The organism is Rhodobacter sp. CZR27, assembly GCF_002407205.1.
Classification (GTDB): domain Bacteria; phylum Pseudomonadota; class Alphaproteobacteria; order Rhodobacterales; family Rhodobacteraceae; genus Cereibacter_A.
Genome location: NZ_CP023548.1, coordinates 2,039,700 through 2,057,621 on the forward strand (window position 1 = coordinate 2,039,700; position 17,922 = coordinate 2,057,621).

Sequence of the window (17,922 nt, forward strand, 5' to 3'; positions counted from 1 at the left end):
CATGGCACAGATCACCCTCTCGAAGCTCGCGCACAGCTACTTCTCGAAGCCGCGGGGTCCGGCGGATTATGCGCTGAAGGAGATGGATCACGTCTGGCACGACGGCGGCGCCTATGCGCTGCTGGGCGCCTCGGGCTGCGGCAAGACCACGCTTCTGAACATCATCTCGGGCCTCGTGCATCCCTCGCAGGGGCGCGTGCTGTTCGGCGAGCGCGACGTGACGCGCGCACCGACCGCCGAGCGCAACATCGCGCAGGTGTTCCAGTTTCCCGTCGTCTATGACACGATGACGGTTCGCGAGAACCTCGCCTTCCCGCTGCGGAACCGCGGCAAGGATGCGGCCTATATCGCGTCCCGCGTGGGCCAGATCGCGAAGATGATCGGGATGGAGGCGACGCTCGACCGCCGGGCGAAGGGCCTCACCGCAGATGCCAAGCAGAAGATCAGCCTTGGGCGCGGCATGGTGCGCGAGGACGTGAACGCGATCCTCTTCGACGAGCCGCTGACGGTGATCGACCCGCACATGAAGTGGGAGCTGCGGACCCAGCTGAAGCAGCTGCACCGCGAGTTCGGCCACACGATGATCTACGTGACGCATGACCAGACCGAGGCGCTGACTTTCGCCGACAAGGTGGTGGTGATGCACGAGGGCCGCGTGGTGCAGACCGGCACACCGGAGGAGTTGTTCGAGACGCCCGAGCACACCTTCGTCGGCTACTTCATCGGCTCGCCCGGCATGAACCTCTTCGACGCCGAGGTCGAGGGCAGCACGGCCCGCGTCGGCGGGATCGAGGTGCCGCTTGCCGCCACCTACCCGGCACTGCGCGGCCGCGTGCAGATCGGCATCCGACCCGAGTTCGTCTCGCTGGGCTACGAGGGGCTGCCGGTGACGATCCGGCGCGTCGAGGATGTCGGCCGGCACCGCATCCTGCGCGGCGAGGCTTTCGGACGCCCGGTGAACCTTCTGATGCCCGAGGGCGGCGTGGTGGCCACCGGCGAGGCGCGGCTGCACCTCGCGCCGGAAAAGATCAACGTCTATGCCGATGACTGGCGCGTCGCGCCCCTCGGCACCCGGAGGGCCGCCTGATGGACAAGACCCAGAACAACCGGGCGTGGTTCCTCGTCCTGCCGGTGCTGGTGCTGGTGGCCTTCTCGGCGGTGATCCCGCTGATGACGGTTGTCAACTACTCGGTTCAGGACACGTTCGGGAACAACGAGTTCTTCTGGGCCGGGCTCGAGTGGTTCGAGGAGATCATCACCTCCGACCGCATCCATGCCGCGCTCGGCCGGCAGATCCTCTTCACGTCGATCATCCTCGCCATCGAGGTGCCGCTGGGGATCTTCGTCGCGCTCCACATGCCGAAGAAGGGCTTCTGGGCCAGCCTCTGCCTGATCCTGATGGCGATGCCGCTGCTCATCCCGTTCAACGTGGTGGGCACGATCTGGCAGATCTTCGGCCGGGTGGACATCGGCCTTCTGGGGCGGACGCTGACCGCGCTCGGCTTCGACTACAACTACACCAACGACTGGCTGGACGCCTGGGCCACGGTGATCGTGATGGACGTCTGGCACTGGACCTCGCTGGTGGCGCTGCTGTGCTACGCGGGCCTGCAATCGATCCCCGAGGCCTATTATCAGGCCGCCAAGATCGACCAGGCGAGCCGCTGGAAGGTGTTCCGCTACATCGAGCTGCCGAAGATGCGCGGGGTGCTGCTGATCGCGGTGCTGCTGCGCTTCATGGACAGCTTCATGATCTACACCGAACCCTTCGTGGTCACCGGGGGGGGGCCGGGCAACGCCACGACCTTCCTGTCCATCGACCTCGTGAAGATGGCGATCGGCCAGTTCGACCTCGGCCCCGCCGCCGCCTTCTCGATCATCTACTTCCTCGTCATCCTGCTGATTTCCTGGGTGTTCTACACCGTGATGACCAATCTCGACCGGGAGGGGAACTGATGGGCAACCCGTGGGAGACCCCGACATGAAGCGCCCCGGCTCTGCCGTCGTGATGACGCTGTACCTTCTGTTCCTCATGGTGCCGGTCTACTGGCTGGTGAACATGAGCCTGAAGACCAATGCCGAGATCACGCGGACCTTCACGCTCTGGCCGCAGAACCTCACCTTCCGCAATTACGAAACGATCCTGACCGATCCCTCGTGGTACATGGGCTATGTGAACTCGCTGACCTACGTGGCGATGAACACGGTGATCTCGATCACCGTCGCGCTGCCTGCGGCCTATGCTTTCTCGCGCTACCGCTTCCTCGGCGACAAGCACCTGTTCTTCTGGCTGCTGACGAACCGCATGGCGCCGCCCGCGGTCTTCGCGTTGCCGTTCTTCCAGCTCTATTCCTCGGTCGGCCTCTTCGACACCCACATCGCGGTGGCGCTGGCGCATTGCCTGTTCAACGTGCCTTTGGCGGTCTGGATCCTCGAAGGGTTCATGTCGGGCGTGCCGAAGGAGATCGACGAGACCGCCTATATCGACGGCTATTCCTTCCCGCGCTTCTTCGTGCGGATCTTCATGCCGCTGATCGCGAGCGGGATCGGGGTCGCGGCCTTCTTCTGCTTCATGTTCTCATGGGTGGAACTGCTGCTGAGCCGCACGCTGACCTCGGTGAATGCGAAGCCCATCGCGGCCACGATGACCCGCACCGTTTCGGCCTCGGGGCTGGACTGGGGGGTGCTGGCGGCAGCGGGGGTGCTGACGCTGATCCCGGGCGGGCTCGTGATCTGGTTCGTCCGCAACTACATCGCCAAGGGCTTCGCCCTGGGGAGGGTGTGACATGGCCTGGATGGCATGGACCTGGCCCACCGCCGCCTTCTTCGGCACCATCGCCGCGCTTCTGCTGCTGATGACGCTGCTCGCCGTCCTGCGCCCCGAGACGCCCCGGCGCGGCATTCTCACCATCGAGACGACGCGCGGCGACCGGCTTTTCATCTCGCTTCTGGGTTCGGCCTTCATCTGCCTTGGCTGGCTCTTCTTCTTCGGCGCGCCCCTTTGGGGGGCGCTGGTCGCAAGCCTGATCTATGCCGCGGCGGTGTTCCGCTGGGTCTAGATCGGGACAATCACACGGTCCAACAGTCTTTGGGAGGAGACGACAATGAGACTAAGCACAACCTCGACCGCCATGGCGCTCGCGCTGATGGCGCTCGGCGCGCCGGCCTTCGCCGACATCGAGGCCGCCAAGCAGTTCCTCGATGCCGAGATCGGCGACCTGTCGTCGCTCTCGCGTGCCGAGCAGGAGGCCGAGATGCAGTGGTTCATCGACGCCGCGGCGCCGATGGCAGGCATGGAGATCAAGGTCGTCTCGGAGACCATCACCACCCATGAATACGAGGCCAAGGTTCTCGCCCCGGCCTTCACCGCCATCACCGGGATCAAGGTCACCCACGACCTGATCGGCGAGGGCGACGTGGTGGAGAAGCTCCAGACGCAGATGCAGTCGGGCGAGAACATCTATGACGCCTACATCAACGACAGCGACCTGATCGGCACGCACTGGCGCTACAAGCAGGCGCGGAGCCTTACCGACTGGATGGAGGGCGACGGCAAGGACGTCACCAACCCGAACCTCGACCTGCAGGACTTCATCGGGCTGAAGTTCACCACCGGCCCGGACGGCAAGGTCTACCAGTTGCCCGACCAGCAGTTCGCGAACCTCTACTGGTTCCGCTACGACTGGTTCAACGACGAGAAGACCAAGGCCGATTTCAAGGAGAAATACGGCTACGACCTGGGCGTTCCGCTGAACTGGTCGGCCTATGAGGACATCGCCGAGTTCTTCACCGGCCGCGACATGAGCTACATGGGCGGGCCGACCGAGACCTACGGCAACATGGACTACGGCAAGAAGGACCCCTCGCTCGGCTGGCGCTTCACCGATGCCTGGATGTCGATGGCCGGCATGGGCGACAAGGGGGAACCCAACGGCCTGCCGGTCGACGAATGGGGCATCCGCGTCAACGAGAACTCGCAGCCGGTGGGCTCCTGCGTGACGCGCGGCGGGGCCACCAATGATGCCGCGGCGGTCTATGCGATCACCAAATACATCGAGTGGCTGCAGAAATACACGCCCCCGGCCGCGGCGGGCATGACCTTCTCGGAAGCGGGTCCGGTGCCGGCGCAGGGCAACATCGCCCAGCAGATGTTCTGGTACACCGCCTTCACCGCCGACATGGTGGGCGACGGCGCCAAGGCCGTGCTGAACGAGGACGGCACGCCCAAGTGGCGCATGGCGCCCTCGCCGCACGGCGCCTACTGGCAGGAGGGGATGAAGGTCGGCTATCAGGACGCGGGCTCGTGGACGCTGATGGAATCCACCCCCGTGGACCGCGCCAAGGCCGCCTGGCTTTACGCGCAGTTCGTGACCTCGAAGACGGTGGACGTGAAGAAGAGCCACACGGGCCTCACCTTCATCCGCGAATCCACCATCCAGCACCAGAGCTTCACCGACCGCGCGCCAAAGCTCGGTGGCCTCGTCGAGTTCTACCGCTCGCCCGCCCGCGTGCAGTGGTCGCCCACCGGGACCAACGTGCCGGACTATCCGAAGCTCGCGCAGCTCTGGTGGCAGAACATCGGCGACGCCTCCTCGGGCGCCAAGACCCCGCAGGAGGCGCTCGACTCGCTCTGCGAACAGCAGGAGCGTGTGCTGGAGCGTCTGGAGCGCGCCGGCGTGCAGGGCGACCTCGGCCCGAAGATGAACGAGGAGCAGGACGCGCAATACTGGCTGGACCAGCCCGGCTCGCCGGTGGCAAAGCTCGAGAACGAGGATCCGAAGCCGGAAACCGTCAGCTATGACGAGCTGATCAAGTCCTGGCAGAACTGATCCAAGGGGGCGGGCCTCCGGGCCCGCCCTGCCTTCGGGATGCCGGCGCCCGCAGGGCAAGCGCGGGAACAAGCCTTCCTCTTTGTCGAGCTGCCCCGGTCGGGTATCTCGACCAAGGTGAAGCATCCGCACGGTGATCCATGAGTTACATCCTCGCCATCGATCAGGGCACAACCTCGTCGCGCGCGATCCTGTTCGACGCTGCGCTGAAGGTGGTGGCGACGGCCCAGGAGGAGTTCCCGCAGATATACCCCGCCTCGGGCTGGGTCGAGCATGACCCCTCCGACCTCTGGTCCTCGGTGGCGGCCACCGCGCGCGCCGCGGTGGAGCGGGCCGAGATCGACGCGCGCGACATCGCCGCCATCGGCATCACCAACCAGCGCGAGACGGTGGTGATCTGGGACCGTGCCACCGGCCAGCCGATCCACAACGCGATCGTCTGGCAGGACCGCCGGACGGCGGATCTTTGCCACGACCTCGTGGCGCAGGGCCACGAGCCGATGATCACGGCGCGGACGGGGCTGCTGCTCGATCCCTATTTCTCGGCCACCAAGGTCAAGTGGCTGCTCGACCATGTCGAGGGCGCCCGCGCGAAGGCCCGTGCGGGCGAGCTGCTGTTCGGCACGGTCGACAGCTACCTGATCTGGAAGCTGACCGGCGGGCGGGCACACGTCACCGACGCCACCAACGCCGCCCGCACGATGCTGTTCGACATCGGCCGTGGCACCTGGGACGAGGAGATCTGCCGGCTGCTCGACGTTCCGATCGCGATGCTGCCCGAGGTGAAGGACTGCGCCGCGCCCTTCGGCATGACGCGCGCCGACCTCTTCGGGCGCGAGATCCCGATCCTCGGCGTGGCGGGCGACCAGCAGGCCGCGACCTGCGGGCAGGCATGCTTCCGCCCCGGCATGATGAAATCGACCTACGGCACCGGCTGCTTCGCGCTGCTCAACACCGGCACCGAACAGGTGGCCAGTCGCAACCGGCTGCTCACCACCATCGCCTACCAGCTGAACGGCCAGCGGACCTATGCGCTGGAGGGCTCGATCTTCATCGCGGGCGCCGTGGTGCAGTGGCTGCGCGACGGGCTGAAGCTGATCCGCGAGGCCGGCGAGACGCATGGCCTCGCACGGGCGGCCGATCCGGCGCAGGATCTGGTGATCGTGCCCGCCTTCACCGGCCTCGGCGCACCCTGGTGGAAGCCCGAGAGCCGCGGAGGGATCTTCGGCCTGACGCGCAACTCCGGGCCGCAGGAATTCGCCCGCGCCGCGCTGGAAAGCGTGGGCTTCCAGACCCGCGACCTGCTGGAGGCGATGCGGGCGGACTGGACCGCAGGCGCCGAGGGCGTGCTGCGGGTGGATGGCGGCATGACCGCCTCGGACTGGACGATGCAGTTCCTGGCCGACATCATCGGCGCGCCCGTCGACCGGCCGGTGGTGCGCGAGACGACGGCGCTGGGGGCGGCCTGGCTGGCCGGGATGCAGGCCGGGATCTGTCCGGGCCCCGAGGGCTTCGCGGCAAGCTGGGCGCTGGACCGCCGCTTCGAGCCCGAGATGGACGAGGAGACCCGCAGCCTCCGCTATGCCCGCTGGGGCCGTGCGGTGCGTGCGGTGATGTCGGTATGACGCCGTTCGGCATCACCGCCCCGGGCCGCATCCTGTTCGGACGGGGCGAGGCCGCCCGCGCGGCGGGCCTGATCGCCGCACTGGACGACCGGGTGCTTCTGGTCCACGGCGCGACCTCGGCGCGCGCGGCCTGGCTGGTCGAGGCGCTGACCGAGGCCGGGGCCGAGGTGCTGTCGCTCGGCTGTGCGGGCGAGCCCGACCTTGCGACGCTCGAGGATGCCCTGGCCGAGGCCCGGCCCTTCCGGCCCGGCGTCGTGGCGGGGATCGGCGGCGGCGCAGCGCTCGATCTCGCCAAGGCCCTCGCGGCGCTGGTGCCGGCGCCCGACGGGCCGATGGAGCATCTCGAGGTCGTTGGCCGGGGTCGGCCGCTGGTTGCGGCGCCCCTGCCCTTCGTGGCGCTGCCGACCACTGCCGGCACCGGCACGGAAGCCACGCGCAACGCGGTGATCGGCGTGCCGGAACACCGGCGAAAGGTCAGCCTGCGTGACGAGCGCATGCTTGCCCGCGTGGCGATCGTCGATCCCGCGCTGACGGACGGCTGCCCGCGCGGAGTCACGCTCGCCTCGGGTCTGGATGCCGTCACGCAGGTGATCGAGCCGTTCGTCTCGTCCCGCGCGACGCCCTTCACGGATGCCCTGACCCGGCCCGCGATCGGCAGCGGCCTTGCCGCCCTGATCCGGCTTATGCGGGCCGAGGATGCCGCGGCCCGGGACGAGATCGCCTGGGTCAGTCTGTGCGGCGGGCTTGCGCTGGCCAATGGCGGGCTCGGCGCGGTGCACGACCTTGCCGGGGTGATCGGCGGGGTGACGGGCGGGGCGCATGGTGCGATCTGCGGCACCCTGCTCGGCCCGGTCCTGCGCGCGAACCTTCAGGCCGCCGCACCCGGAAGCGCCGCCCGCGCGCGGCTGACCGAGGTCTGCGCGATCTTGGCCGGCGCGCTGGCCGTCCCCGCCGCCGAAGCGCCAGAGGCGCTTTCCGACTGGGCCGGCCGGATGGGCCTGCCGCGGCTCGCGGACATGGGCCTCGGGCCCGGCGATCATCTGCCGGTGGCAGAGGCCTCGCTCGCCTCGTCGTCGATGAAGGGCAACCCGGTCGGCCTGTCCGTCTCGGCTTTGGTCGAGGCGATGCGGCAGGCCTGACCCGTCGCGCAGCCGGCGTGGCGCGCGGGTTCATCCCGGTGGCGCGGCGTCGGCTCAGTCCGCACGGCGGCCGAGAGTGTCGGCCATCACCGCACCGCGGCTGCCCATCGGCAGCTCGGCCCCCGTCGTGGTGTCGCGCGCGGTCTGGTGTTCCATCTCGGAATTGATCTCGGCCCCGACGATCAGGATCATCACCGCGATCCAGATCCAGAGCAGCAGGCCCACCAGCGCGCCCAGCGATCCGTAGGTCGCCGAATAGTTCGCGAAATTCTCCAGATAGATCGTGAAGGCGATCGAGGCTATCAGCCAGACCACCGTCGCGATGGCACTTCCCCAGGTGACCCAGCGCCATTCCGGCGCCTCGCGCGAGGGTGCCCAGCGGTAAAGCCCGGCCAGCGCCAGCGCCACGGCAAGCAGCAGCAACGGCCAGCGCACCAGCCAGATCGCCACGGTCGCAGCCGAGCCGAGGTCGAACACCGCAAGGATCGCGGGAACGATGGCGACGGCGGCGAACATGGCCACTGCCAGCGCCATGGCGCCCAGCGTCAGGGCGAAGGACAACAGCGTCAGCTTCAGGAACGAGCGCTTCTCGCGCTCCTGATGGGCAATGTTCACCGCCTCGATCAGCGCCTTCATCCCCGAGTTCGCGCTCCAGAAGGCGATGAGGAACGAGACGACGAAACCCACCGTTAGCGAGGACTGCGCCCCGGCCGAAAGGGTGCGCAACTGGTCGGTGAGCATCGCGAGGCCCTCGGCCGGCAGGACCCCGCGCAGCGCCTCGGCCTGATCGATGACGGTGGCCGGATCGGCGACGAGGCCGTAGAGCGACACGAAGGCCGCCAGCGCCGGAAACAGCGCGAGCAGCAGGTAGAAGGTCACGCCCGCGGCGACCAGCATCACGCGATCCTCACCGATCGACTGCCAGACCCGCATGGCGATGTCTTTCCATCCCTTCCGGGGGATCTCGCGGGGAGAGCGGGCTTCGCGTCCGCGTCCGGCGTCCATGGGTGTGGCTTCAGGCATGGCGGTCTCCTTTGGCGCTCAACCGGAGCAGGCGCCAAGGGTTCCGGCGGAAGACGAAGACGGCGGCCGATGCTCCGGCAACACCGGGGGATGTCGCCGCGCGGCAGGGAGGCCCAAGGCCCCGCCCGCGCCCTCGTTTCAACCGTCCGTGCCGGAACGGCCGGCGGCCCCACACGCGCCTTCGCTGCAAGCCGTCCGCACGAAACGGCCGGCGGCCCGCACGCGCCCTCGGTGCAAACCCCGTTTGTCACGGGACGGCCGCAGGCGCACTCAAGTCAGCCGCAGAGGCGGGCATGCTCCTGCAGGGCGAAGCGGTCCGTCATGCCGGCCACGTAATCCGCGACGAGCCGCGCCAGCGCCGTCTCGTCCTCGGCCGTCTCGACGTCGCGGCGCCATTCCTGCGGCAGAAGCTCGGGCCGCGCCATGAACAGCGGGAAGAGGTCGTTCACCACGGCTGTCACCTTGGCGCGCTCCCTCATCACCGAGGGGGCGCGATACATCCGGTGGAACAGGAAGCTGCGGATCACCTTCAGTTCCTGATAGAGCGGCTTCGAGAAGCGGATCACCGTGGCACCCATCTGGCGGATCTCCTCGGCGGATCTCGGCTGCGCCGCCTCGAGCCGGCCCTGCGCCACGGCGATCACATCCTCGACCATGCGGCCGAAGACCCGGCGCAGCGCCTCGTGCCGCCGCCGCATCGGCTCGAGCCCCGGATAGAGCCGGTCCACCTCCTCGAAGGCGGGGGCAGTGACGGGCAGCGCCATCAGGTCCTCCTCGGTGAACAGGCCCGATCGCAGCCCGTCGTGCAGGTCATGGTGCGAATAGGCGACGTCGTCGGCAATCGCTGCGACCTGCGCCTCGGCCGAGGCATAGGTGTGAAGTTCCAGATCCCACTGGGCGTTCGCCTCGGCCAGGGCATAGGGCAGCGGCCCCTCGACCGGGCCGTTGTGCTTGGCGATGCCTTCGAGCGACTCCCACGTCAGGTTCAGCCCGTCGAATTCGGCATAGTGACGCTCGAGCCGCGTCACGATCCGCATGGCCTGCGCGTTGTGATCGAACCCGCCATGCGGCTCCATCAGTTTCGCCAGGGCATCCTCGCCGGTATGGCCGAAGGGCGTGTGGCCAAGGTCATGGGCCAGCGCGATGCATTCGGCGAGATCGGTGTTCAGACCCAGCACGCCCGAGATCGTGCGCGCGACCTGCGCCACCTCGATGGAATGGGTCAGACGGGTGCGGTAATAGTCGCCCTCGTGTTCCACGAAGACCTGCGTCTTGTGCTTCAGCCTGCGGAAGGCCGAGGAGTGGATGATCCGGTCCCGGTCGCGCTGGAACGGCGAGCGGAAGGTGGACATGCTCTCGGGCTTGAGCCGGCCGCGGCTCTCGCCGGGCTGGCAGGCATAGGGGGCCAGCATGAATCTGCCTGTTCTTGTGGGCGCTTTTCCGCCATCCTATATGTGGGAACGACTGGTTTGACACGGGGTTTTCGCATGAACCTTCCGCCGCGGGTGACTGACAGGGCCTTTGCCCGGCTTGCCGAAATCGCCGAAGCCTCGGGTGAGACGCGCGCGCTGCGCGTGGCCGTCGAGGGCGGCGGCTGCTCGGGCTTCCAGTACGAGATCAAGCTGGACGATCCGGGGGCGGACGATCTGGTGATCGAGAAGGACGGCCAGCGGGTGCTGGTCGATCAGGTTTCGCTGCCCTTCCTGCAGAACGCCGAGATCGACTATGCCGAAGAACTGATCGGCTCGCGCTTCGTGATCAACAATCCGAACGCGACCAGTTCCTGCGGCTGCGGCACCTCGTTCTCGATCTGACCTTCGCCGAATGACACGGGCCGCGCGCCCTCTCACGCCGCCGGGAGGGGCGCGCCCATGAAGATCGCCACCTACAACATCAACGGCATCAAGGCGCGGATCGAGGCGCTGACCGCCTGGCTCGAGGCGGCGAAGCCGGACGTGGTGCTGCTGCAGGAGATCAAGTCGGTCGACGAGGGCTTTCCGCGCAGCCTGTTCGAGGATGCGGGCTGGCGGGTCGAGACCCATGGCCAGAAGGGCTTCAACGGCGTGGCGATCCTGTCGCGCCTGCCGCTCGACGATGTGACGCGCGGGCTGCCCGGCGACGAGGAGGACGCGCAGGCGCGCTGGATCGAGGCGACCGTGATGGGGCAGCGCGCGGTGCGGGTCTGCGGGCTCTACCTGCCGAACGGCAACCCGGCGCCGGGGCCGAAATATGACTACAAGCTGGGCTGGATGGCGCGGATGAAGACGCGCGCGGCCGAGCTTCTGGCCACCGAGGAGCCGGTCGTGCTGGCGGGAGACTACAACGTGATCCCGCAGCCCGAGGATGCGGCACGACCCGAAGCCTGGGTTACCGACGCGCTGTTCCTGCCCGAAAGCCGGGCCGCCTTCCGGCGCATCCTGCACCTGGGCTATACCGAGGCCTTCCGTGCCCGGACCTTCGGGCCGGGGCATTACTCGTTCTGGGACTACCAGGCCGCCGCCTGGGAGAAGAACAACGGCATCCGCATCGACCACCTGCTGCTGTCGCCGCAGGCGGCGGACCTGATGACCGATGTCCGCATCGACCGCGAGACGCGCGCCGGCGACAAGCCGTCGGATCACGTGCCGGTCTGGGTGGACCTCGCCGCCTGAGCCCGACGCAACGTTTCCTTTGACCTTCCGGCCGCGGGCTTCGTAGCCTCATTGCCATGAGCCGGCCCTGCGATCCCCTTGCCATCGACCGCGTGCGGGCGAGCTTCGCCCGCCAGCCCGCCATGGCGCTGATACGTGCCAGCCTGCCGCTGGTCGAGCCGGGGCGGGCCGAGATCCACCTGCCGCACTGGCACGGGGTCGAGCAGCAGCACGGCTTCGTCCACGGTGGCGTGGTGGGCATGATCGCCGACTCGGCCGCCGGCTATGCCGCGATGACCGTGGTGCCGCCGGAGGCTTCCGTGCTGACGGTGGAATACAAGATGAACCTCGTCGCCCCGGCCGATGGCGAGATGATCGTGGCCCGCGGCCGCGTCGTGCGACCGGGCCGGACGCTGATCGTGACGCAGGCCGAGGTCTTCGCCCTGCGCGACGGGCGCGAGACACTCTGCGCGCTGATGCAGCAGACCATCATGGTGATGCCCGGCAAGGGCGAAAGGGACCGCCCTCAGGCCGTGGTCACGTCATAGCCGTAAAGCCAGTCGAAGCGGCGCAGCGTGGGCCCGGGCAGCAGGCGCGAGCCGAGCTTCAGCCCCAGATGGGCGATCTCGCGCAAGGGGGTGCGCAGGTGATAGGCCCAGGCATTGTTGTTCGCGGCCTGCACCACGCGGCAGACGCGCGGCACCCGGCGGGCCTGATACTCGGCCAGGCCGCCCTTCATGTTCGAATGCCGGCTGAGGCATTCCGCGAGAACCCAAGAGTCCTCGAGCGCCATGTTCGCACCCTGCGCGAGGAAGGGCAGCGTGGGATGCGCGGCGTCGCCGAGGATGGCGACATGGCCCCGATACCAGGTATGGGCGACCGGATGGCGGAACAGGCCCCAGAGCCAGACATCGGGCACCTGCTCCAGCCAGTGGCGCACCCGGCCGTTGAAACTGGCGAAGGCGAGGCGCAGGTCCACCGGATCGTCGCGCAGGTTCCAGCCCTCCTGCACCCAGCGCTTGCGTTCCTCGACCGCCACGATGTTGCGCTGCGTGCCGCCGCGCATCGGATAGCTGACCAGATGCCGGCCCTCGCCCATGTGGACCTCGGCCACCACCGGCTCGCCGGGCGTGGCCGGAATCACCGCGCGCCAGGCGACCTGGTTGGTGAAGAAGGGCTGCGCCGGACCGTTCAGCTCGGCCCGCACCAGCGAATGCAGCCCGTCGGCGCCGATCAGCAGGCTCGGCATGTATTCCGCGCCCTGCGCCGTGATCAGCCGCGGCCGCGGGCCGGCCAGATCGACCGACTCGATCTTCTGCAGCAGACGGATCTGCACGCCGGCATCGCGCGCCCCGGCGGCCAGCAGGTCGATCAGGTCCGCCCGGTGCATCAGGTGATAGCCCTGCCCCGGCCGGAGCCGCTCGAGATCCAGCCGCAGCACGAGATCCCCGCCCACGCCGTTGCGCAGCTCGACCGCCCTGGCCCGCATCGAGGCGCCTTCCAGCGCGTCGCCCAGCCCGATCGCCCGCAGCACCGCCGCGCCGTTGGGCGAGATCTGCAGGCCCGCGCCCACCTCGCGGATCGCCTCTGCCTGCTCCAGCACCGTCACCTGGGCCCCGCGGAGCGCGAGCGCCCGGGCCACCGCGAGGCCGGCCACGCCGGCCCCCAGCACGGTGACCTCGGCATCCTTCAGGCTCATCGCGGGCTCCTCCACATGCGAACGCCGGACCCAACACACGGTCCGGCGTCATTTTTTGCGCCCGACCGGCCGGAGGGCAAGCCGCGAGGCGCTGCTGCGCTTACTGGTCGCGGGACGGGCTCACTCGTCCCGGTGCACGCGTTCCCGACGCTCGTGGCGTTCCTGGGCTTCCAGCGTCATGGTCGCGATGGGCCGCGCGTCGAGCCGCTTGAGAGAGATCGGCTCGCCCGAGACCTCGCAGTAGCCGTATTCGCCGTTGTCGATCCGCCGCAGCGCGGCGTCGATCTTGGCGACCAGCTTGCGCTGCCGGTCACGGGTGCGAAGCTCCAGCGCGCGGTCGGTTTCCTCGCTGGCGCGGTCGGCGATGTCGGGGACGTTGCGGCCGGATTCCTGCAGGCCCTCGATGGTCTCTGCGCTCTGTTCCAGCAGTTCCTGTTTCCAGTTGAGAAGTTTGCGGCGGAAATACTCCAGTTGCCGCTCGTTCATGAAAGGTTCGTTCTCGGCGGGGCGATAATCGTCAGGCAGAAAGATCTCTGCTTTCATGGCTTCTGCTCTCTCTTGCAGGCCGGCAGGCTCCGAAATGTGGTTCACAGTCATCCGGCGCTCCCTTCAATGCGGCTCATCTAGCGCATGGGCGGGTGATTGTCACTAGCCGCGTGGCCGCGCTTGCGGCGGATTCAACCTGTGCTATCCTGCCTCAGCAATTTCTCTCAAGGTGACGTAGCGTCGATGAAATTTTCCTCTACCTCTTCCTATGTAGCGACAGAGGATCTGGCGGTTGCCGTCAATGCTGCGGTCACGCTGCAACGCCCCCTTCTGGTCAAGGGAGAGCCGGGAACGGGAAAGACGGAACTGGCGCGTCAGGTGTCGCAGTCGCTGGGACTGCCGCTGATCGAGTGGCATGTCAAAAGCACGACGCGCGCGCAGCAGGGGCTTTACGAATACGATGCCGTCAGCCGCCTGCGCGACAGCCAGCTCGGCGACGAGCGCGTCCACGACGTGCGGAACTACATCCGCAAGGGCAAGCTCTGGCAGGCGTTCGAGGCGCCCGGCCGGGTCGTCCTGCTGATCGACGAGATCGACAAGGCCGACATCGAGTTCCCCAATGACCTGTTGCAGGAGCTCGACCGGATGGAATTTCACGTCTACGAGACGGGCGAGACCGTGCGTGCGCAGCATCGACCGGTGGTCATCATCACCTCGAACAACGAGAAGGAACTGCCCGACGCCTTCCTGCGCCGATGCTTCTTCCATTACATCCGCTTCCCCGACATCGAGACGATGCGCGCCATCGTCGAGGTCCACTTCCCCGGCCTGAAGGAGGCGCTTCTGACCGCCGCGCTCACACAGTTCTACGAACTGCGCGAGGTGCCGGGGCTGAAGAAGAAGCCCTCGACCTCCGAGGTGCTCGACTGGCTGAAGCTGCTCCTGGCCGAGGATCTCTCGCCCGAGGATCTGCGCCGCGATGGCCGCTCGCTGCTGCCCCGGCTGCATGGCGCGCTGCTCAAGAACGAGCAGGACGTGCACCTGTTCGAGCGGCTGGCCTTCATGGCGCGACGTCAGGTCTGATCCGACACGGGTCCTGCGCCCCGCCTTCGCAAGACGTCCGGGCGTCGCGGCGCCCTGCCCTTCATCGCCGAGACCTTCATGACCGACACCCTTCGCCTCCGCCCGATCACCACCGCCGACGAGGCTGCATGGCGCCCGCTGTGGGGCGCCTACCTGCGCTTCTACGACACCGACCTGCCCGAGACGGTGATCGCCTCGACCTTCGCCCGCCTCACCTCGGGCGACCGGGCCGAGCCGCGCGGGATCCTTGCGTGGCAGGGCGGGGCGGCGGTGGGCTTGGTGCATTACCTCTTCCACCGGCACTGCTGGCGGATTGAGGATGTCTGCTACCTTCAGGACCTGTTCACCGCGCCCGAGGCCCGCGGCCATGGCGTCGCCCGCAGCCTGATCACGGCGGTCTATGACGCCGCCGATGCCGCGGGCGCGCCGGCGGTCTACTGGCTGACGGCCGAGAACAACGCCCGCGCCCGGGCGCTCTATGACCGGATCGGGCGGAAGTCGCCGTTCATCCGCTACAATCGGGTGGTGTGATGCGGGCGCTGGTCCTGGGCCTCGGCCTCGTCCTAGGTGCCTGTGGCGGCCCGCCCGCCGCCGATGTGTCGATGAGCGGGCCTCGCTGGCTGGTCCTGGACCCGCTGCCGGACATGAAAAGCTTTTCCACCACATCGCACCGCTCGCAGGCCCGCCCCCATGCCGAGGTTGCGCGGGACTTCCTAGACCTGACCTTCGCCATGGAAAGCGGCCGGGCGCTGGAGCGGATGACGCGGTTCGAGGAACCGATCACCGTCTCGATGAGCGGCGAGGTCCCGGCCACGGCGCCGGGCGATCTGGCGCGGCTGCTCGGCCGGCTGCGGTCCGAAGCGGGCATCGACATCCGCGAGACCGGAGGGCCCGCCGCGGTCTCCATCGAGTTCGTCACACGGCAGAGGATGCAGGCGCTCGTGCCGACGGCGGCCTGCTTCGTCGTCCCGCGCGTCTCGTCCTTCGCGGAATACCGGGCCGAGCGCCGGAACCCGCAGGTGGACTGGGCCACGCTGGCCGAGCGCGAGCGGGTGTCGATCTTCATCCCCTCGGACACCAGCCCGCAGGAGGTGCGCGACTGCCTGCACGAGGAACTGGCGCAGGCCATCGGGCCGCTCAACGACCTGTATCGCCTGTCGGATTCGGTGTTCAACGACGACAACTTCCACACCGTCCTGACCGGCTTCGACATGCTGATCCTGCGCATCACCTATGCGCCGGAGCTGCGATCCGGGACGACGCGGGCCGAGGCGGCGAAGGCACTGCCGGGCCTGCTGGCGCGGCTCGACCCGCAAGGCAGGCCGGGCAAGGCGGCGCCGCCCGCACCGACGCCCCGCGCCTGGACCGAGGCGATCGAGCGCGCGCTGGGTCCCACCGGCTCGGACAGGACCCGGCGCGAGGCGGCCATCCGGGCGCTGCACATCGCCGAGGATCAGGGCTGGCAGGATGCACGGATGGCCTTCAGCCTGTTTGCGGTGGCGCGTCTGAGCATGGCCAACGAGATCGCGACCGCCGTCGCCGCCTTCATCGAGGCGGCCCGGATCTACCGCAGCCTGCCCGGCGGCGAGATCCAGGCGGCCCATATCGACATGCAGATGGCGGCCTTCGCCCTTTCGTCGGGGCAGGCGGCCGAGGCGATCATCCTCTGCAACCGCTCCATTCCCGTGGTGACGCGCGCCGAGAACGCGGCGCTGCTGGCCACGCTCCTGATGATCCGGGCCGAGGCGTTGCGCCTGCAGGGGCACGCGGCCGAGGCACGGGCCTCGCGCCTCGAAAGCCTCGCCTGGGCGCGCTATGGCTTCGGGGACGAGGTCGAGGTGCGCGCCCGGATGAGCGAGATCGCCGCGCTGACCCCGGGCCGGCTGGCCGAGACGGTTCCCGGCGAGCAGGGAGACAGCGGATGATCGTTCTCGCAGGCGCGCTTCTGGGCATGGTGATCGGCGCCACCACCGCACGGCGTCGCGGCGGGCAGCGCCTCGACATGCTGCAATACGGGGCCGGCTACGGGATCGCCTTTGCGCTGGCGGGCCTGTTCCTCGCCATCCTGATCGAGCGGCTGGCCTGATGTTCCTGCCGTTCTTCGAGACGCTGCGAAGGACCGGGGTTCCCGTCTCGCTGCGGGAATACCTGAGCTTCCTCGAAGGCATGGCCGCGGGCCTCGTGACCTTCGACGTGACGGGCTTCTACCACCTCGCCCGCACTGCGATGGTCAAGGACGAACGCCACCTCGACCGGTTCGACCGCGCCTTCGCCGAAAGCTTCCGCGGGCTCGAGACCATCACGCCCGAACAGGTGCTCGAGGCGCTGAACATCCCGCGCGAGTGGCTGGAGAAGCTGGCCGAAAAGCACCTGACGCCCGAGGAGCGCGCGGCGATCGAGGCGCTTGGCGGGTTCGACAAGCTGATGGAGACGCTGAAGGACCGCCTGCGCGAGCAGCAGGGCCGGCATCAGGGCGGCAACAAGTGGATCGGCACCGCCGGCACCTCACCCTTCGGCGCCTACGGCTACAACCCCGAGGGCGTGCGGATCGGGCAGGACGAAAGCCGCCACCGCCGCGCGGTCAAGGTCTGGGACCGGCGCGAGTTCCGCAACCTCGACGATCAGGTCGAGCTTGGCACCCGCAACATCAAGGTGGCGCTGCGGCGGCTGCGCCGCTGGGCGCGCGAGGGGGCGGCGCAGGAATTCGACCTTGACGGCACGATCCGGGCGACTGCCGAGCATGGCTATCTCGACGTCAAGACCCGGCCCGAGCGGCACAATGCGGTGAAGGTGCTGCTCTTCCTCGACATCGGCGGCTCGATGGACGACCATGTCCGGGTGGTGGAGGAACTGTTTTCCGCTGCCCGCGCCGAGTTCAAGCATTTCGAGCATTTCTACTTCCACAACTGCCTTTACGAAGGGGTGTGGCGCGACAACCGCCGCCGCTGGGACGAGCAGGTGCCGACCGATCAGGTGATCCGCACCTACGGCCCCGACTACAAGTGCATCTTCGTGGGCGATGCCTCGATGAGCCCCTACGAGATCCTGCACCCCGGGGGCGCGAACGAGCACTGGAATGCCGAGGCGGGCGAGGTCTGGCTGCGCCGCGCCCGCGCGCAGTGGCCGGCGAACCTCTGGATCAACCCGGTTCCCGAGAAGCACTGGGGCTACACCCAGTCGATCCGCATGATCCGCGAGATCTTCGAAGGGCGCATGGTGCCGATGACCCTCGAAGGCATCGCGGGCGGCGTGCGCGAACTCTCCCGCTGACCAACGTCAATGACGCCGCCATCAGGCCGGTGGGACGCTCGGGTCTCGCCCTGCCGTTCGCCGCATCCCCGGGGGAGGAGCGCGGCGCCCCGACGGCAGCGCGTCCCGCATGGGGGCAGCCGTCAGCGGCCCGTGCCT

General features: G+C 68.3%; 18 protein-coding genes and 1 pseudogene. 15 read left to right on the plus strand and 4 right to left on the minus strand.

Translation table 11 applies throughout. From position 1 onward, the window contains the following. The first annotated feature begins 1 nt into the window (after window position 1). The 7 genes from CK951_RS09900 (at window position 2) to CK951_RS09930 (ending at window position 7,593) form a co-directional block, all read left to right on the plus strand. Window positions 2-1,087, plus strand: a complete 1,086-nt coding sequence (locus tag CK951_RS09900; RefSeq protein WP_096785990.1) for an ABC transporter ATP-binding protein — start codon at window positions 2-4, stop codon at window positions 1,085-1,087. Then, a complete protein-coding gene (locus CK951_RS09905; RefSeq protein ID WP_096785991.1) occupies window positions 1,087-1,956 on the plus strand; it encodes a carbohydrate ABC transporter permease in 870 nt (289 codons plus the stop codon). Before CK951_RS09900 ends, CK951_RS09905 begins: the two co-directional genes overlap by 1 nt. 25 nt (window positions 1,957-1,981) lie before the next feature. Beyond that, window positions 1,982-2,785, plus strand: coding sequence for a carbohydrate ABC transporter permease (locus tag CK951_RS09910; RefSeq protein ID WP_096785992.1), 804 nt, complete (start codon window positions 1,982-1,984; stop codon window positions 2,783-2,785). Window position 2,786: 1 nt separating this feature from the next. Then, on the plus strand, window positions 2,787-3,059 hold the full coding sequence (locus CK951_RS09915) for a DUF2160 domain-containing protein (protein ID WP_096785993.1): 273 nt from the start codon (window positions 2,787-2,789) through the stop codon (window positions 3,057-3,059). Between the two features lie 45 nt (window positions 3,060-3,104). Continuing rightward, a complete protein-coding gene (locus tag CK951_RS09920) occupies window positions 3,105-4,829 on the plus strand; it encodes an ABC transporter substrate-binding protein (RefSeq protein ID WP_096785994.1) in 1,725 nt (574 codons plus the stop codon). Between the two features lie 140 nt (window positions 4,830-4,969). Further along, complete coding sequence (glpK, locus tag CK951_RS09925; RefSeq protein ID WP_096785995.1) at window positions 4,970-6,454, plus strand: glycerol kinase GlpK; 1,485 nt, start codon at window positions 4,970-4,972, stop codon at window positions 6,452-6,454. Further along, window positions 6,451-7,593, plus strand: coding sequence for an iron-containing alcohol dehydrogenase (locus CK951_RS09930; RefSeq protein ID WP_096785996.1), 1,143 nt, complete (start codon window positions 6,451-6,453; stop codon window positions 7,591-7,593). The genes glpK and CK951_RS09930 overlap by 4 nt, the downstream gene beginning before the upstream one ends. Before the next feature lie 54 nt (window positions 7,594-7,647). On the opposite strand, the gene CK951_RS09935 is transcribed toward CK951_RS09930, so the two are convergent. Both CK951_RS09935 and CK951_RS09940 read right to left on the minus strand, forming a co-directional pair. Next, the gene (locus tag CK951_RS09935; protein WP_096785997.1) at window positions 7,648-8,616 is read right to left on the minus strand and encodes a YihY/virulence factor BrkB family protein; all 969 of its coding nucleotides are present in this window, start codon (window positions 8,614-8,616) and stop codon (window positions 7,648-7,650) included. Between the two features lie 275 nt (window positions 8,617-8,891). Beyond that, the gene (locus CK951_RS09940) at window positions 8,892-10,028 is read right to left on the minus strand and encodes a deoxyguanosinetriphosphate triphosphohydrolase (protein ID WP_096785998.1); all 1,137 of its coding nucleotides are present in this window, start codon (window positions 10,026-10,028) and stop codon (window positions 8,892-8,894) included. Between the two features lie 75 nt (window positions 10,029-10,103). On the opposite strand from CK951_RS09940, the gene erpA reads away from it, so the two are divergent. The 3 genes from erpA (at window position 10,104) to CK951_RS09955 (ending at window position 11,794) form a co-directional block, all read left to right on the plus strand. Further along, window positions 10,104-10,430 (plus strand): iron-sulfur cluster insertion protein ErpA, encoded by a 327-nt coding sequence (gene erpA / locus CK951_RS09945; RefSeq protein WP_096785999.1) that lies wholly within the window; start codon window positions 10,104-10,106, stop codon window positions 10,428-10,430. A gap of 57 nt (window positions 10,431-10,487) precedes the next feature. Next, entirely contained in the window at window positions 10,488-11,267 is a 780-nt protein-coding gene (gene xth / locus CK951_RS09950) for an exodeoxyribonuclease III (RefSeq protein ID WP_096786000.1), read from the plus strand. A gap of 122 nt (window positions 11,268-11,389) precedes the next feature. Further along, the gene (locus tag CK951_RS09955; RefSeq protein WP_198402445.1) at window positions 11,390-11,794 is read left to right on the plus strand and encodes a PaaI family thioesterase; all 405 of its coding nucleotides are present in this window, start codon (window positions 11,390-11,392) and stop codon (window positions 11,792-11,794) included. Here CK951_RS09955 and CK951_RS09960 read toward each other — a convergent pair. Both CK951_RS09960 and dksA read right to left on the minus strand, forming a co-directional pair. Beyond that, the gene (locus CK951_RS09960; protein WP_096786002.1) at window positions 11,773-12,945 is read right to left on the minus strand and encodes an FAD-dependent monooxygenase; all 1,173 of its coding nucleotides are present in this window, start codon (window positions 12,943-12,945) and stop codon (window positions 11,773-11,775) included. The two genes, CK951_RS09955 and CK951_RS09960, sit on opposite strands and share 22 nt — an antisense overlap. Before the next feature lie 120 nt (window positions 12,946-13,065). Next, a complete protein-coding gene (gene dksA / locus CK951_RS09965; RefSeq protein WP_096786003.1) occupies window positions 13,066-13,488 on the minus strand; it encodes an RNA polymerase-binding protein DksA in 423 nt (140 codons plus the stop codon). Between the two features lie 186 nt (window positions 13,489-13,674). Between dksA and CK951_RS09970 the strand changes: the two genes are divergently transcribed. The 5 genes and pseudogenes from CK951_RS09970 to CK951_RS09990 all read left to right on the plus strand — a co-directional run bounded on the left by CK951_RS09970 (window position 13,675) and on the right by CK951_RS09990 (window position 17,784). Further along, on the plus strand, window positions 13,675-14,514 hold the full coding sequence (locus CK951_RS09970; protein ID WP_096786004.1) for a MoxR family ATPase: 840 nt from the start codon (window positions 13,675-13,677) through the stop codon (window positions 14,512-14,514). 78 nt (window positions 14,515-14,592) lie between these two features. After that, window positions 14,593-15,045 (plus strand): GNAT family N-acetyltransferase, encoded by a 453-nt coding sequence (locus CK951_RS09975; RefSeq protein WP_096786005.1) that lies wholly within the window; start codon window positions 14,593-14,595, stop codon window positions 15,043-15,045. A 200-nt stretch (window positions 15,046-15,245) separates the two neighbouring features. After that, a pseudogene (locus CK951_RS22090) lies at window positions 15,246-15,743 on the plus strand (DUF2927 domain-containing protein); the annotation flags it as partial. 692 nt (window positions 15,744-16,435) lie between these two features. Beyond that, on the plus strand, window positions 16,436-16,600 hold the full coding sequence (locus CK951_RS09985; RefSeq protein ID WP_096786007.1) for a hypothetical protein: 165 nt from the start codon (window positions 16,436-16,438) through the stop codon (window positions 16,598-16,600). Continuing rightward, the gene (locus tag CK951_RS09990) at window positions 16,600-17,784 is read left to right on the plus strand and encodes a VWA domain-containing protein (RefSeq protein ID WP_096786008.1); all 1,185 of its coding nucleotides are present in this window, start codon (window positions 16,600-16,602) and stop codon (window positions 17,782-17,784) included. Before CK951_RS09985 ends, CK951_RS09990 begins: the two co-directional genes overlap by 1 nt. Window positions 17,785-17,922 lie beyond the last annotated feature (138 nt).